The following is a 13,503-nucleotide window of genomic DNA, read 5'->3' as shown; positions in this document are numbered from 1 at the left end:
GCGGTGATCGAACTGGCCTCCGAGCAACTCGCGTTCCCCGGAGGCCAGTTCACTGACGTGGCGTCAGCCCAGCAGAGCGTCGACCACCCGCGCCGAGGCCTGCCCGTCATCAAGATCGCAGTACGCCTCGCGGAACGCGGTGTACTTGTCCTCGTACTCGGCGGCCAGCTCGTCCACCCGCCCGAGCGCGCCGACCAGTTCCTCCGAGCTCCCCAGCAGCGGGCCGGGCGCCTCCGACTCGAAGTCGAAGGTGAAGCCGCGCAGGTTGTCCCGGTAGTGCTCCAGGTCGTACGTGAAGAAGAGCATCGGCCGACCGGTGTTGGCGAAGTCGAACATCGACGAGGAGTAGTCGGTGACCAGCACGTCCGCGATCAGCAGCAGGTCGGCCATGTCGGGGTACGTGCCGACGTCCCAGATGTAGCCGTTCCCGGCGCCCGGGATCTGTCCGCACATCACCTCGTGGCCGCGCACCAGCAGCACCTGGTCCTCGCCCAGGGCGGCCTGCGCGGCGGCCAGGTCGAGCCGGAGGTCCAGCTGGTAGCCGTCCTGCGGGCGGCGGCGGTCCTCGCGGAAGGTCGGCGCGTACAGCACCACCTTCTTGCCCTCGGGCAGGCCGAGGCGCTCACGGACCTGCTCGGCGGTCTTCTCCCGGTCGGCCGCGAACAGCACGTCGTTGCGCGGGTAACCGGACTCCAGGATCTCGCCCTGGTAGCGGAACGCCCGGCGCAGCACCGGCGTCGAGAAGCGGTTGCCGGAGACCAGCAGGCTCCACTGCGGCACCTCGCGGTCGAGGTGCTTGAGGTACTCGGCGTCGGTGAACCAGACCTTCTCGAAGTCGTGCCCGATCCGCTTCAACGGGGTGCCGTGCCAGGTCTGCAGCACGACCTGGCCGGGGCGCCGCTCGAAGAAGTCGGGCAGGTGGGTGCTGGTCACGATGTACTTCGCGGTGGCCAGCGCCTCGAACCACTCGGGGCTCCAGTGGCGGACGGCCTCGGCGGTCTGCGGCAGGTCCGCCTGCATGTCGTCGGAGGTCCACAGGTGGCGCAGCGGAGCGCCGCGGCGGACCAGCTCCTCGTGCACCGCGCGCGGCGAGCCCGCGTACTGCCCGCCGAGGGCGACGTTGTAGAGCACCGTGTCGGTCAGCGGCTGCTGCTGGAAGGCCGGGAAGTTGCCCCGCAGCTGCCGCTGGCGGTAGCCGCTGCGCTCCTCGGGCAGCAGGTCGGCGTGCGCCTCCAGGGAGAGGCTGTCGTACACCCGGCGCTCCAGCGCGATGCGCTTGCCGCGTGCCTCGACCTCCAGCGGCAGCGAGCCGTGGCAGGAGGGCGCGAGCAGCACCTGCGGCCACAGGCTGCCGACGGGGGCGCCGACCGGGCGGAAGAAGACCTCCCAGGTGCCCCTGTGCAGCGGCACCTGGCCGGCGAAGGAGGCGGTGGGGACGGCGGGCAGCGCGGCGCGGAACCGGCCGTCGGTGATCTCGACCGGGTAGCTGTGCTCCTCCTCGCGCCAGTTGTGCCGGATCACCAGCTCGTAGCGGTGGGTCCCGGGCAGCGGGAAGGTGCCGCTCAGCAGGAAGCCGTCGGCGTCGCGCGCCGCGACGACCTCCTCGACCACCGGCTGCAGCACCTGGTCGGTGAACTGCAGGTACCCGCTGGGGGAGGGCTTGGAGTAGAGGGCACGAGTGTCGGAGTTGATCGGCACGTCCAGCTGCGCCGGGGCCGCCCGGTCGTCTATCACCACGGGCACGGTGGTGCCGTCGACGAGCTGCAGCTCGGTGTCCCAGCGGTCGCGCAGCCGCTCGTCGGAGGCCGGGTCCAGCGCGGCCCAGGCCTCGCGTACGGCGGTCAGGTCGCTGATCGGGAAGCTCGCGGTGAACGGCACGTTCAGGCCGGCCGGCACGCCGAGCTCCAGCGGGAACAGCAGATCGCGGTCGGACTCGACGTGCTTGAGCCGCAGCTGGGCGCCGGCCAGGTCCGGGCCGGAGCGGACGGCGCCGGTGACCTCCACCACGCCGCGCGCGGCGGTCACCTGCACGGCGCGGGCGCGGATCCGCTCGACCCGCAGGTGGACGAAGTTGTCCTTGAGCCACGGGACGATCCGGACGTCCTCGTCGACCCAGTGCACCGGCGGGTACTCGGCGGTGTCGCTCCAGCCGCCGGAGATCCGGCCCTTGTAGACGCCGCCCTTGCCGATGCCCGCGACGAGCACCCGCCAGGAGCCGTCCTTCCACTGGCCGCGGTGCTTGAGCCGCTTGGGGTCGATGGTCGCGGTGAAACCGGCCCAGTCGCAGTTGTAGAGGTCGTGCGGGGAGCTGGCGGTCGCCTCCGGGCTGTACTGCGCCCTGGTCTGCACGGCGAGCACCCGGCGGCCCTTGGCCTCGCGCAGCACCAGCACCTTGACCATGTCGTGCTTGTGCTCGGCGCCGAGGTGCTCGGGGAAGGCGTGGCCGGTGATCGTCAGCTTGCCGTCCACCCAGGCGGACCCGTACAGCCGGCTGCGCATGACCAGCGCGTTGTCCAGGCGCAGCACGTCGGCGGGCACGCTCTTGCGGCCGCCGCGCAGGAAGGGGTAGTCGGCGTACGGGCGGAGCAGGCCGCGGGCGGGCGCGGCTCCGTTGCTGTCCTTCTCGAAGCGCATCTGCTCGACGAGCTCGTCCATCCGGCCCTGCAGGGTCAGGTGGTACTTGAGCCGCAGCGGTGCGCGGAGCTTGCGGATCTGCTCGGGGCCGATGGCGCGGAGCAGCCGGCCGACGCTCTCCTGGTACGCGTCGCGGTAGCCCTGGTCGCCGTCCAGCACCGACCAGAAGAACATCGGGATCTCCTCGACGAGGTTGTTCTCGTCGTAGGAGTTCAGGTACTTCCGGAACTTCGGGTCGCTCTGCTCCAGCAGCCAGGCCCGGACCAGCTCCATGGACTTGACCCGGTCGATCAGGCCCTTGGGGTTGGTCTTCATCTGCGTGATCGACATCTCGCCGACCTCGCGCTCGCGCCAGTGGTAGATCGGCTCGGAGAGGACGTCCACGCTGGTCGCCAGGTAGTGGTGGGGCACGCTGACCGGGGCGTCCTCGTACAGGATGCCCTCGGGGTAGAGCACCCCGGCCGCGTCGAAGAAGGAGCGGCGGTACACCTTGTTCCACGCGGTGCGGTCGGTGACCAGCGTGGGGATCTCGGTGACGTGGGTCTTGAGCCTGGTCTCCTTGAACGGCTTGCGGTGCCCGCCGGACTGGTAGTACCCGACGGCGCGGAAGCGCAGCACGTTGCCGGTGGCGAAGTCCGAGCCGGTCTCGTCCAGGGTGCCGATCATCAGCTCGTACGCACTGGGCGGCAGGGTGTCGTCGCTGTCCACGAAGGCCAGGAACTCGGTGCCCTCGCTGATGTGGCGGTACCCGGTGTTGCGGGCGGCGCCGAGGCCCTTGTTCTCCTGCTTGACCAGCCGGAACCGGGAGTCCTTGGCGGCGTACGCCTCGGCGATGGCCGCGCTGCCGTCCTTGGACCCGTCGTCCACCATGACGCATTCGAGGTCGTCGAAGGTCTGGGCGGCGATGGAGTCCAGGCACTCCTCGAGGTAGCGCTCGACGTTGTAGATCGGGACGACGACGGAGAGGCGGGGGGCCATCGGCTGCGCGGGCCTTTCATCGGGGGCGTGCGACCGGCCTGCGGCCGGCGTCGGGGGGGAACCGGCGCACAGGTGTACGGCGATCCTACCGTCCGCGACCGGCCGCACCCAGGAGCCGAGCCCGTCAGGGAACGATGCCGACCAGGATGTACTCGTTGTACTTGAAGACCTTCCCGGCGGCCTCGGGCAGCGGGAAGGAGTAGCTGCGGTCGACCTTGAGCCCGGCCCGCTCGGCGTAGGTACGAAGGCCCTCGAAATCGACGAAACGGACATGTGTCGGGTCCGACTTGTAGCCCGCTGCCTGAGGGGTGATCAGTACCACCTTGCCGCCCGAGCGGATGCTCGGCAGGTAGCTCTTGAGCAGCTGCTCGCAGGTCTCCAGGTCCAGGTGCTCCAGCACGTGGGCGACCAGCATGCTGTCGAAGGCGCCCGGCCGGCTGAGTTCCGGGTCGGCCTCGAACTCGGCCGCGGTGTACGCGATCAGGCCGCGGGCCCGGGCGGTGGCCACCGAGGTCTCGTTGTGGTCGACGCCGACGCTGCCCGGGTCGCAGTTCTGCAGGTTGCGGCCGACACCGCAGCCCACGTCCAGCACCCGGCCGAGCCGGAGCCGCTTGAGGTTCCAGCGGTAGGGCGCCTGGGTGGGCAGCAGGCGCTTGATGCCGGACTGCTCCAGGGTCACCAGGCGCTCCGTGTAGGAGGCGTCGGCGGTGGCACCGCCGGTGGGGGAGCCGGGCGTCTGCGGGTCGCGGGCTTCGGACATGGCTGGGGCCTCTCCAGGCTGCCGGCCGCGGCCTCGCGGGGCCGCGGCGTCGTCGATGTGCGGTTGAGCTGCATGGGAGCGTAGAGCCGCAGACGGCCGGGCCGCTGCCGGGGATCACTCGATGGTACGACGACGGTGACCGGGGCCCTGGCGGATCGTTAGCGGCCACGGGGGTCCGGTGTTCCCGCCGGTCGGGGGGTGCGCAGGGGGCCCTGCGGCGGCTAGTCTGCGCCTGGCCCTGCCCCAGGCCGTGAACGGGTTGTTTCCTCCGGCGGCCCGGTGATCTCCGGCGGCTGAGCACCCCCTTAGAATGAGTCACAAATGCCCCGCTTCAGCGTGATCGTCCCCGTCTACCAGGTGCAGGAGTACCTGGCCGAGTGCCTCGACTCGGTGCTCTCGCAGTCGTGCGCGGACTTCGAGCTGATCGCGGTTGACGATCACTCACCGGACGGCTGCGGCGCGATCCTGGACGAGGCGGCCGCGAAGGACGAGCGCGTCCGGGTGCTCCACCTCCCCGCCAACGTCGGCCTGGGCCGGGCCCGCAACGCCGGCCTGGAGGTCGCCACCGGCGACTACGTGATCTTCCTGGACAGCGACGACACGCTCACCCCCGGCCTGCTCCGGGCCGTCGAGGACCGCCTGCTCGCCTGCGAGGACCCGGACATCCTGGTCTACGACTACGCGCGCACGTACTGGGACGGCCGGGTCGTCCGCAGCAACTCCGCCCCGGTCTTCGCCCGCCCCGGCCCGGACGTCTTCGCCCTGGACCAGCGCCCCGACCTGCTCGACCTGCTGATGGTGGTCTGGAACAAGGCCTACCGCCGCGGCTACATCGACGAGCAGGGCCTGACCTTCCCGGCCGGGTACTACGAGGACACCCCGTGGACCTTCCCGGCCCTCCTCGCGGCCGGCCGGATCACCATGCTCGACCTGGTCGGCGTCCACTACCGCCAGCGCGAGCAGGGCGGGAACATACTCGCGACGGCCACCCGCAAGCACTTCGACGTCTTCGACCAGTACGACCTGGTCTTCGCCTTCCTCGACCGCCGGCCCGACCTGGACCGCTGGCGCCCGGTGGTCTACGGGCGGATGGTGCACCACCTCAACACGGTGGTCAGCAAGCCCGGCCGGGTCCCGCCGGGCGACCGCCGGGAGTACTTCCGCCGCGCCGCGCAGCACTGCGCCCGGCTGCGCCCGGCCGGCTACCGGCCCGCGTCCGGCGCCGAGGGCGTCCGTACCGAGCTGCTCAGCCACGGCCACTACCTCACCTACCAGGGCGTCCGCGCCCTCGCCCGGACCAGGCAGGCCGCGGCCAAGGCCGCCCGGCGGGTCCGTCCGTCCGGCAGCTGACCGGCCGAGCGCCTGACGCTCCGCCGTCCGGGTGGTGCGGCGCACCCTCCGTGCCGTCCTGCTCGTTGCGCAGGGCGCAGTGCCGCAGGCCTGTCCGGCGCCGCCTGCGGGGCTCCGGTTCACCTTCCGACGGAAGCGGACCACCATGCCGGACGCGGCCACCACGGCCTCCGACGAGCCAGGGGCCTCCGACGAACCCGGGGTCCGCGACAGCCGCCCGGGCCGGGCCGACGGCCCGTCGATCGCCCTCGCGGCCGTCCTGCTCGCCGCACCGCCGCTGCTCCACCTGCTCCGGGCCGATCTGTCCACCCTCGCCCTGCTGTGGGGCGCCACCGCCCTCCAGTTCCGCTCCCGCACGACGGTGGTCGACCGGCTGGTGCTCGCGGCCGGGCTGCTCACCGGCTGGCTCTGCCTGCTCGGGGTGCTCGCCTCGTCCTGGCCCTGGGGCCTGAACCCGCTCGCCCTCGCCGAGGCGACGGCGCTGCCGCTCGCCGCCGTCGTGCTGACCCGGCGTCAGGCCGTACGGCTGCGGATGCCCCTCGGGGACGGGCTGCTGCTGCTCGTGGTCGCTGCCACCGGCTGGTTCTGCCTCCGCCCGCTGGTCACCACGGACGCCACCGGCCGGCTCGCCGCGCTCTTCCACGGCGAGGACCTGGCCAGGCACTTCGCGCTCTACGACAGCGTGCTGAGGTTCGGCGGCTACCTCACCTTCCACCGTGAGCAGGCCGCCGTCACCCTCCAGGACGGCTTCCAGACCTACCCGCAGGGCAGCCATCTGACCCTTGCCGTGCTCACCCGCTTCGCGACCGGCGATGCCGCCCCGTCGGACGCGCTGACCTCGCTCGGCACCTTCGTCCTGCTCGCGGGCGGCGTGCTCGCCGCCTTCGTCGCGGCGGTGCTGTGGGCCGCCCGCCGGGCCGCCGGGCCCGCGCTCGGCGGCTGGGCGGTGCTGCCGCTGGGTGCACTGGTCGGCGGCTACCTCGTGCTGGTCGAGGGCACCCCGCTGCTGCTGGCCGGCTTCGAGAGCGAGCTCTTCGGCCTCGCGCTGCTCGCCCTGCTCGCCGCCCTGGTGCTCCGCCCGCTCGCCCGGCCGGGTGAACAGCTGCTGCTGCTCGGCGCGCTGACGACGGGTCTGGCCTTCGCCTACTACCTGCTGCTGGTGGCCGCGGTGCCGATGCTGCTGATCTGGGCCGTGGTGCACCGACGACGATGGCTGCGGGTGCGGCCGTACGTGCTCGTCGCCGCCGCGGCCACCGCAGCGGCGGCCGCGCTGCCTGTCCTGGCCAACTGGAAGCAGGCGGGCTCGGCCGAGATCCTGGCGATGCCGGGCGGGGTGCAGCCCGTCTCCCGGCACCTGCTGCTGCCGCTGCTCGCCTTCACCGTGCTCGGCCTGCTCACCCGGGCGGCCCGGCGGAACGCCGTCCGGCGGGCCGCGCTCGGCGCCGTCCTGGTGGTCGCCGCGCTGGCCGTGGGCGTGCAGCGGTACCAGGTCGCCACCACCGGGCACACCGCGTACTACTACGAGAAGCTGCTGCACCAGCTGGTCGTGGTCACCCTGGTCGCGCTCGGGGCCGCCGTCGTCCCCCTGCTCGGCGCGCCGGAACACCGCCGCCGCGCCGCCCGGCCGGTCCGGGCCGGCTGGGCCGGGGCGACGGCCGCCGTCCTGCTGGCCGTCCTGGTCCTCAACGCCCAGCCGGACCGGGGAGTCACCCGCAGCGGCTGGCAGGACAGCAGCGGTGCCGGGTACCAGCGAGGCGAGCACGCCGCCCCGGCCAGCGCCGCGCTGGTCACCGCGATCCACGCCTCCCGCCCGGTGCCGGACCGGCGGATCGGCGTCATCCTGGCCGAGCCGCACGCCGGTGAGGACCCGCGCTTCTCGGAGGGCAACCTCTGGCTCGGCGTGCTGGCCCGCGACAACGGCCTCTCCTGGCGGGCCTGGGTCTGGGGCCGCTGGCAGCGCACCCCGGAGCAGATCGTCGAGTTCGCGGACGCCTCGCCCGTACCGCTGCGGGTCTACCTCGACAGCCCCGAGCAGGCCGCCAGGACCCGGCAGCTCGCCGGGCCCGGCCGCCGGGACCAGCTCGAGATCGCGCTGATCCGGTACGACGCGAATGACCGTCCGGTGATCGTTGAGCCGTTCGAGGGAACTGTCATGGACCGGCCGTGACCCCTGTGACGGGGGCTCGTTGCGCCGAGTGCAGTGCCGGAGGACTGCCCGGTGCCGCCGAGCGGAACAGGCTGCCCCCGTAGAAGTCCGGTTCACCTCCGACGGAAGCGAACCACCATGGCGGACGTGGCAACCGAGGCTCCCGACGACCCCCAGGCCTTCCCCGCCGAGCCGGCGGCGCCCGCCGTCCGGGGCGGGGCCCGGGCCCACTACCGCAGGCTGCTCGCCGCCGGCGCCGAGGCCGCCGTCGCGCTCGGCGTCGGGGTGGCCTTCATGGTCTGGGCCCGCAACATCCACGTCGATCCGCTGATCCGGATCGGCCAGGTCAGCGGCCTCGCCAAACTGCAGTTCCGGGCGGCGCTGCTGGCCCTACCGCTGCTCGCCGTCGTGCTGTACGCCGCCCACCGGTCGGACCACCGGCGCTTCCGCCTGCTGCTTCGGCTCGGCTGCGCGGCCGTGGCGGGCCTCGGCACCGGCATCGTGGCGGGCGGCATCGCCGTCGCACTGCGCGGCACCCCCTGGGGCCTGGGCGGCCAGGACGGCGACCCGGCGACCCTCCAGGGCTACGCCGAGTCCTTCCTGCGCGGCGAAGGGCTCCCCGACCTCTACCCGCCGGGCTTCGTCGTGCTGCTCGCCGAGTGGACCAAGTACCTCCGCCCCGGGCACGTCGGCTACGCGCTGAAGGACCTCCAGCTCCTGCTCAGCGCCGTCTTCGGCCCGCTCTGCTACCTGGCCTGGCGCAGCCTGCTCCGCCCGGCCTGGGCGCTCGCCGTGGCGCTGCCGGCCGCGATCCTCTTCCTCGACCCGATCCGCCCGTACAGCCACCTGGTGATGGTGCTGATGCTGCCGCTGCTCGGCCGGCTGCTCACCGAGCTCAGTCGGGTACGGGCCCTGTCCATCCCCTCCGCGCTGCTGCGCGGAGTGGCCCTGGGCGCGGCCTTCGGGCTGCTCTTCCTCGGCTACTCGGGCTGGTTCGTCTGGTCCGCACCCGGCGCCCTGGTGGGGATCCTGGCGCTCGTACCCTGGCGGCACGGCCGGTCGGCGCTGGCCCGCGCGGGCGTGCTGCTCGGCGGTACCGCCCTCGCCGCCGGCCTGGTCGGCGCCCCGCTGCTGCTCCGGATGGCCCAGCACGGTGCCGCCGCGGTCGACCGGTACGCCTACTTCGACGTCTACATCGACCCGGCGTACGTGATGGGCTGGCGCTACGACCGCTCCGGCTGGCCCGCCTCCTGGGCCTGGCCGCCGCCCGGCGAGCTGGCCGGCCAGGGCACCTTCACCCTGCTGGTGCTGGCCGGCCTGGCGCTGGCACTGGCGCTCGGCCTGCGCCGCCCCGCGGTGGTCGCCGCGCTGAGCTGCCTGGCCGGCGCCTGGGTGCTGCGGTTCTGGTTCGCCGGACACATGCAGCGGGACCAGGCCGTGATGCTCTACCCGCGCACCACCTGGCTGATCCTCTACGCCCTGATCACGCTCACCGTGCTCGCGGCGATGCTGCTGTCCGGCGGCGTGCAGGCGGCCTGGCAGCGGCTGACCGCCCGGCAGGCCGTACGGCTGCCGCGCTTCCTCGGCCGGCGGCTGGCGGCGGGCTCGCTCTGCGGCCTGGCCGTGTTCGGCGCGATGGCCGGCTCCTGGTCGGCCAACCGCTACATGCCGAGCGACCCCGCGAAGGGGGACATGGGTCTGGACGCCTGGCGCTCCCACACCCTGGAGCGCGCCGACGGGAGCTGCTCGCCGTACGCGCCGGGCCACACCTGCACGGCGCCGCACGAGCTGTGGCGGCCGCAGGACAGCAAGGACGTCAGGATCTGGTGCGGCAACGTCCCCTACACGAGCTGGACGGAGTACTGCGGCGGCAAGCCGCCCGCGGGGTGACGGCCGGGCACGGTATACAGGTGGCCTTGTCCACTTTTGTCCCGTATCGGCCCGACTGTCCCGACGCTCCTCGGCGGCCCGGCGGGGTAGGAGCGACCCGTGGAATTCCTGACCAGGCTGCCGGTGATCGGTCCGGTCGTCGCCATACTGCTCCGCAGCCGCCCCTACCTGGTGTACGCCCACTTCACCGACGCCAAGGCCAACCGCCTCGCCGGCGCCGTCACGTTCTTCGCCTTTCTCGCCCTCTTCCCGCTGCTCACCGTCGCCCTGGCGATCGCCGTCGCGACCCTCTCGGACTCCCGGGTGCAGGAGCTGCAGAACAAGATCGCCGACCAGGTCCCCGGCCTGGCCGACTCCCTCGACCTGCCCTCACTGGTGGCCAACGCCGCGACGGTCGGGCTGATCAGCGGCGTGATCCTGCTGATCTCGGGGCTCGGCTGGGTGGACACCATGCGCGGCTCGGTGCGGGACGTCTGGCAACTGCCCGCGGAAGCCGGGAACGTGGTGCTGCGCAAGGCCTGGGACTGCCTGGTCCTGGCCGGCCTGGGAGTGGTCACGCTGGTGTCACTGGCCGCCTCCACCACGGCGACCACGCTGGCCGAGCGCCTGGCCGACTGGCTCAACCTGGGCGGCACCAAGTATCTGCTGTCCGTGGCGAGCTTCCTGATCGCCGTGCTCGCCGACGTCGTGCTCTTCGCGTACCTGCTGGGCCCGTTCCCCCGGATCACCGGTCAGCGCCGCCGTGACATCCTGCAGGGCGCCCTGATCGGCGCGGTCGGCTTCGAGGTGCTCAAGCTGCTGCTGGCGTCCTACCTGAACTCGGTGGCCGGCAAGAGTGTCTACGGCGCCTTCGGTGTCCCGGTGGCCCTGCTGCTGTGGATCAACTTCGTCAGCCGGCTGCTGATGTACTGCGCCTCCTGGACGGCCCTGGCCGATCCGGCGGCCGCCCGGCAGCGGGCCAGGTCACGCGCGCGGGCGCAGCTCGAAACGGCCGGGGAGAACTGACGCGCGCCCTCTGCCATTTGTCAGAAATTGTGACTATGATCACGGCCACCCTCGCCTGACGCACCCCTTGGACGAGAACGACGCAGCGGCAACCCCCCGCCCGCCGCCACCCCTGGAGATACTCGTGATCAGCGCCGATCCCAGCTCCGACACCGACACCGACACCGACATCGCCGCCGCCAACGAGCAGCAGCAGCCGCCATCCGCCGTCCCCCGTACCCCGGACGAGGTCCCGGGCTGGTTCTGGAGGGTCGACCAACAGGCCTTCGACTGGCTGCTGGACCGCCAGACCGCGGACGGGACCACCGGGGACATCCTGGAGCTGGGCACCTACCTCGGCCGCAGCGCGATCCTGCTCGGCAGCCACCTCCAGCGGGGTGAGACCTTCACCGTCTGCGACCTGTTCGACTCCGAGGCGCCGGACGAGGACAACTCCGCCGAGATGGCCATGTCCTACCGGAAGACCCTCACCCGGCAGGCCTTCGAGGCCAACTACCTGGCCTTCCACCAGGAGCTGCCGACGGTGATCCAGGCGCCCACCTCCGTCCTCGCCGACGGCCGCATCCCGGCGGGCAGCTGCCGCTTCGTGCACGTCGACGCCTCGCACCTGTACGAGCACGTGGCCGGCGACATCCAGGTGGCCAGGGAGGCCCTCGCCAAGGACGGCCTGGTGGTGCTGGACGACTACCGCTCCCCGCACACCCCGGGTGTCGCGGCGGCGGTCTGGGAGGCGGTGTTCGACCACGGCCTGCAGCCGGTCTGCCTGACCCCGGAGAAGTTCTACGGCACCTGGGGCGACGCCGAGGCCGCGAAGGCGGCCCTGCTGGCCCGCGACTGGCGCGGCGAGGGCTTCCGGCTGGACGAGGACGTCATCGCCGGCCGGACGGTCTGCCGGCTGGCCTGGGACGACGCCCCGAAGCCCCGTGCGGCGGCCCCGGAGCGTTCGGCGGCCCGCCGGATCGCGCTCGACCTGCTCCCGCCCATCGCCACCCTGGCCACCCGCCGCGCCCTGAGGGCCGCCCGCAAGCGCCGGAGCTGCTGACCGAGCCCGTCGGGGGCCCGCGCCTCAGCGCCGACCGATGGCCGTGGCCCCCACCGGCTCGGCCACCGTGACGTCCTCGGGCGTGGCCCCCTGCCAGGCCAGGGACCTGGCCCGCCGCCGTCGCCGTCGCAGCGTCGCCCTGCTCAGGGCGGCGACGGCGGCGGCCCCGCACAGCACGGCCGCGAGCCACCCGGCCGTGCCCACCCGGGCCGTCGTGCCGGTCCGGGCCGCCCGCTGCTCGACCGGTGCGGCCTGCGGCGGATCGCCAGCGGCCTGGGCCACCGCGGGCTTGCCGGTGGTCGCGGCCACCGGTGCGTCCACCAGCTTCCCGACCGGAGTGACCTTCCCGGCCGCCGCGAACCCCCAGTCGAGCAGCGACGCCGTCTCGTCGTACACCTTCATGTACGACTCCGGGTGCATCACCGCGACCAGCAAGGTCCGGCCGCCCCGCTCGGCGGCGCCGACGAAGGTGGCACCGGCGTTGGTGGTGTAGCCGTTCTTCACGCCGATCAGCCCCGGGTACTTGCCCAGCAGCCGGTCGGTGTTGGAGATGCCGAAGCTGCCGCGCTGGCCGGTGGCCTTGTCCAGCGCGCCGGGGAACTGGGCGGACTGGGTCGAGCAGTACGACCGGAAGTCCGCGTTGCGCAGACCGGCGCGGGCGAACAGCGTGAGGTCGTACGCCGAGGAGACCTGGCCGTCCATGTCGTAGCCGTCGGGGGAGACCACATGGGTGTCGTGGGCCTGCATGGCGTCCGCGCGGGCCTGCATCTGGCTGACGGTCTGCTCGACCCCGCCGTTCATGTGGGCCAGCACGTGCACCGCGTCGTTGCCCGAGCTGAGGAAGACGCCGCGCCAGAGGTCCTCGACCCGGTAGTCCAGGTCCTCCTTGACGCCGACCAGGCTGCTGCCCGCCCCGAGCCCGGCCAGCTCGGCGGGTGCGACCTTGTGCACCGTCGCCCGGTCGAACTTCGGCAGCACGGTGTCGGCGAACAGCATCTTCAGCGTGCTGGCCGGAGGCAGCGGCCAGTGCGCGTTGCGGGCCGCCAGCACCTCTCCGGTGCCGGCGTCGGCGACCAGCCAGGACTGGCCGGTCAGCTCCCCGGGCAGGCCGGGCGCGCCGGCCTTCGGTTCCAGTTGGACGCCGGGCCGGGCCAGGCGCTCGCCGCCGATCGTGGACATCTTGGGCGGCGGCTCGTCCTGCGGGGCCGCTGCGGCGGCACTGAGCGAGACGGCGGCGGCCACGGCGGCGCATCGGTACGTGAGGTGACGGACTTTCTGCACGAGGTGAACGTACCCAGCCGGTCGTCCGGTGGCCCGCCGCGCCGCTGCGGTCCCTCCAATGAGTGCCGGTCACTGGGCCGTCCGGCCCAGTCCTCATACTGGAGGACGACCGTGCCCCCACCGTCCAAGGACCACCCCATGAAGCTCAGCCGCCGTACGTCCTGGTTCCTCGCCGCCTTCGGCGTCTGGTCCCTGATCATCTGGACGACGTTCGTGAAGAACCTCTGGAAGGACTCCGGCGGCCAGGCCTTCACCGGCGGCGACCACTCCCAGCCCACCGCCTTCTTCTGGGTCCACCTGCTGCTGGCCGTCACCTCGCTGGTCCTCGGCCTGCTGGTCGGCAGCATCGGCGTCCGCGGTCTGCGCAAGAAATAGGGAAAGCCGGAGGGCCCGCCCGGTCGAAACCGGACGGGCCCT

The 13,503-nt window shown here is 72.8% G+C and carries 9 protein-coding genes; 6 read left to right on the top strand and 3 right to left on the bottom strand.

Going from position 1 to position 13,503, the window contains the following annotated elements:
- Window positions 1-63: 63 nt before the first annotated feature.
- Together FB465_RS13545 and FB465_RS13540 are read right to left on the bottom strand one after the other, a co-directional pair.
- Window positions 64-3,612: a bifunctional glycosyltransferase/CDP-glycerol:glycerophosphate glycerophosphotransferase gene (locus tag FB465_RS13545; RefSeq protein WP_145790630.1), complete on the bottom strand. Its 3,549-nt coding sequence runs from the start codon at window positions 3,610-3,612 to the stop codon at window positions 64-66.
- A gap of 124 nt (window positions 3,613-3,736) precedes the next feature.
- Window positions 3,737-4,372: a class I SAM-dependent methyltransferase gene (locus tag FB465_RS13540; RefSeq protein WP_145790628.1), complete on the bottom strand. Its 636-nt coding sequence runs from the start codon at window positions 4,370-4,372 to the stop codon at window positions 3,737-3,739.
- Between the two features lie 321 nt (window positions 4,373-4,693).
- Here FB465_RS13540 and FB465_RS13535 point away from each other — a divergent pair, with 321 nt between their 5' ends.
- The 5 genes from FB465_RS13535 (at window position 4,694) to FB465_RS13515 (ending at window position 11,805) form a co-directional block, all read left to right on the top strand.
- Window positions 4,694-5,722 (top strand): glycosyltransferase family 2 protein, encoded by a 1,029-nt coding sequence (locus FB465_RS13535; protein ID WP_145790626.1) that lies wholly within the window; start codon window positions 4,694-4,696, stop codon window positions 5,720-5,722.
- A gap of 145 nt (window positions 5,723-5,867) precedes the next feature.
- Window positions 5,868-7,889, top strand: a complete 2,022-nt coding sequence (locus tag FB465_RS13530; RefSeq protein ID WP_145790624.1) for a hypothetical protein — start codon at window positions 5,868-5,870, stop codon at window positions 7,887-7,889.
- Window positions 7,890-8,015: 126 nt separating this feature from the next.
- Window positions 8,016-9,758, top strand: a complete 1,743-nt coding sequence (locus FB465_RS13525) for a hypothetical protein (RefSeq protein ID WP_145790622.1) — start codon at window positions 8,016-8,018, stop codon at window positions 9,756-9,758.
- A gap of 99 nt (window positions 9,759-9,857) precedes the next feature.
- Window positions 9,858-10,763 carry a YihY/virulence factor BrkB family protein gene (locus FB465_RS13520; protein ID WP_145790621.1) on the top strand — a complete coding sequence of 302 codons (906 nt, stop codon included), beginning with the start codon at window positions 9,858-9,860 and terminating at the stop codon, window positions 10,761-10,763.
- A 124-nt stretch (window positions 10,764-10,887) separates the two neighbouring features.
- The gene (locus FB465_RS13515; RefSeq protein WP_425461174.1) at window positions 10,888-11,805 is read left to right on the top strand and encodes a class I SAM-dependent methyltransferase; all 918 of its coding nucleotides are present in this window, start codon (window positions 10,888-10,890) and stop codon (window positions 11,803-11,805) included.
- A 24-nt stretch (window positions 11,806-11,829) separates the two neighbouring features.
- Here the strand turns inward: FB465_RS13515 and FB465_RS13510 are convergent, their stop codons facing one another.
- The gene (locus FB465_RS13510) at window positions 11,830-13,086 is read right to left on the bottom strand and encodes a D-alanyl-D-alanine carboxypeptidase family protein (RefSeq protein WP_425461173.1); all 1,257 of its coding nucleotides are present in this window, start codon (window positions 13,084-13,086) and stop codon (window positions 11,830-11,832) included.
- Between the two features lie 138 nt (window positions 13,087-13,224).
- On the opposite strand from FB465_RS13510, the gene FB465_RS13505 reads away from it, so the two are divergent.
- On the top strand, window positions 13,225-13,461 hold the full coding sequence (locus tag FB465_RS13505; protein WP_145790619.1) for an SCO4848 family membrane protein: 237 nt from the start codon (window positions 13,225-13,227) through the stop codon (window positions 13,459-13,461).
- Window positions 13,462-13,503 lie beyond the last annotated feature (42 nt).

Origin of the sequence: Kitasatospora atroaurantiaca, assembly GCF_007828955.1 — a bacterium.
GTDB lineage: Bacteria > Actinomycetota > Actinomycetes > Streptomycetales > Streptomycetaceae > Kitasatospora > Kitasatospora atroaurantiaca.
Note: the sequence above shows the minus strand (reverse complement) of the source record. Positions and strands in the feature narration are given on the sequence as shown.

Coding starts and splice junctions, on each gene's coding strand:
- FB465_RS13505 (WP_145790619.1), top strand. CDS start 13,225: ATGAAGCTCAGCCGCCGTACGTCCTGGTTCCTCGCCGCCTTCGGCGTC.
- FB465_RS13530 (WP_145790624.1), top strand. CDS start 5,868: ATGCCGGACGCGGCCACCACGGCCTCCGACGAGCCAGGGGCCTCCGAC.
- FB465_RS13540 (WP_145790628.1), bottom strand. CDS start 4,372: ATGTCCGAAGCCCGCGACCCGCAGACGCCCGGCTCCCCCACCGGCGGT.
- FB465_RS13545 (WP_145790630.1), bottom strand. CDS start 3,612: ATGGCCCCCCGCCTCTCCGTCGTCGTCCCGATCTACAACGTCGAGCGC.
- FB465_RS13535 (WP_145790626.1), top strand. CDS start 4,694: ATGCCCCGCTTCAGCGTGATCGTCCCCGTCTACCAGGTGCAGGAGTAC.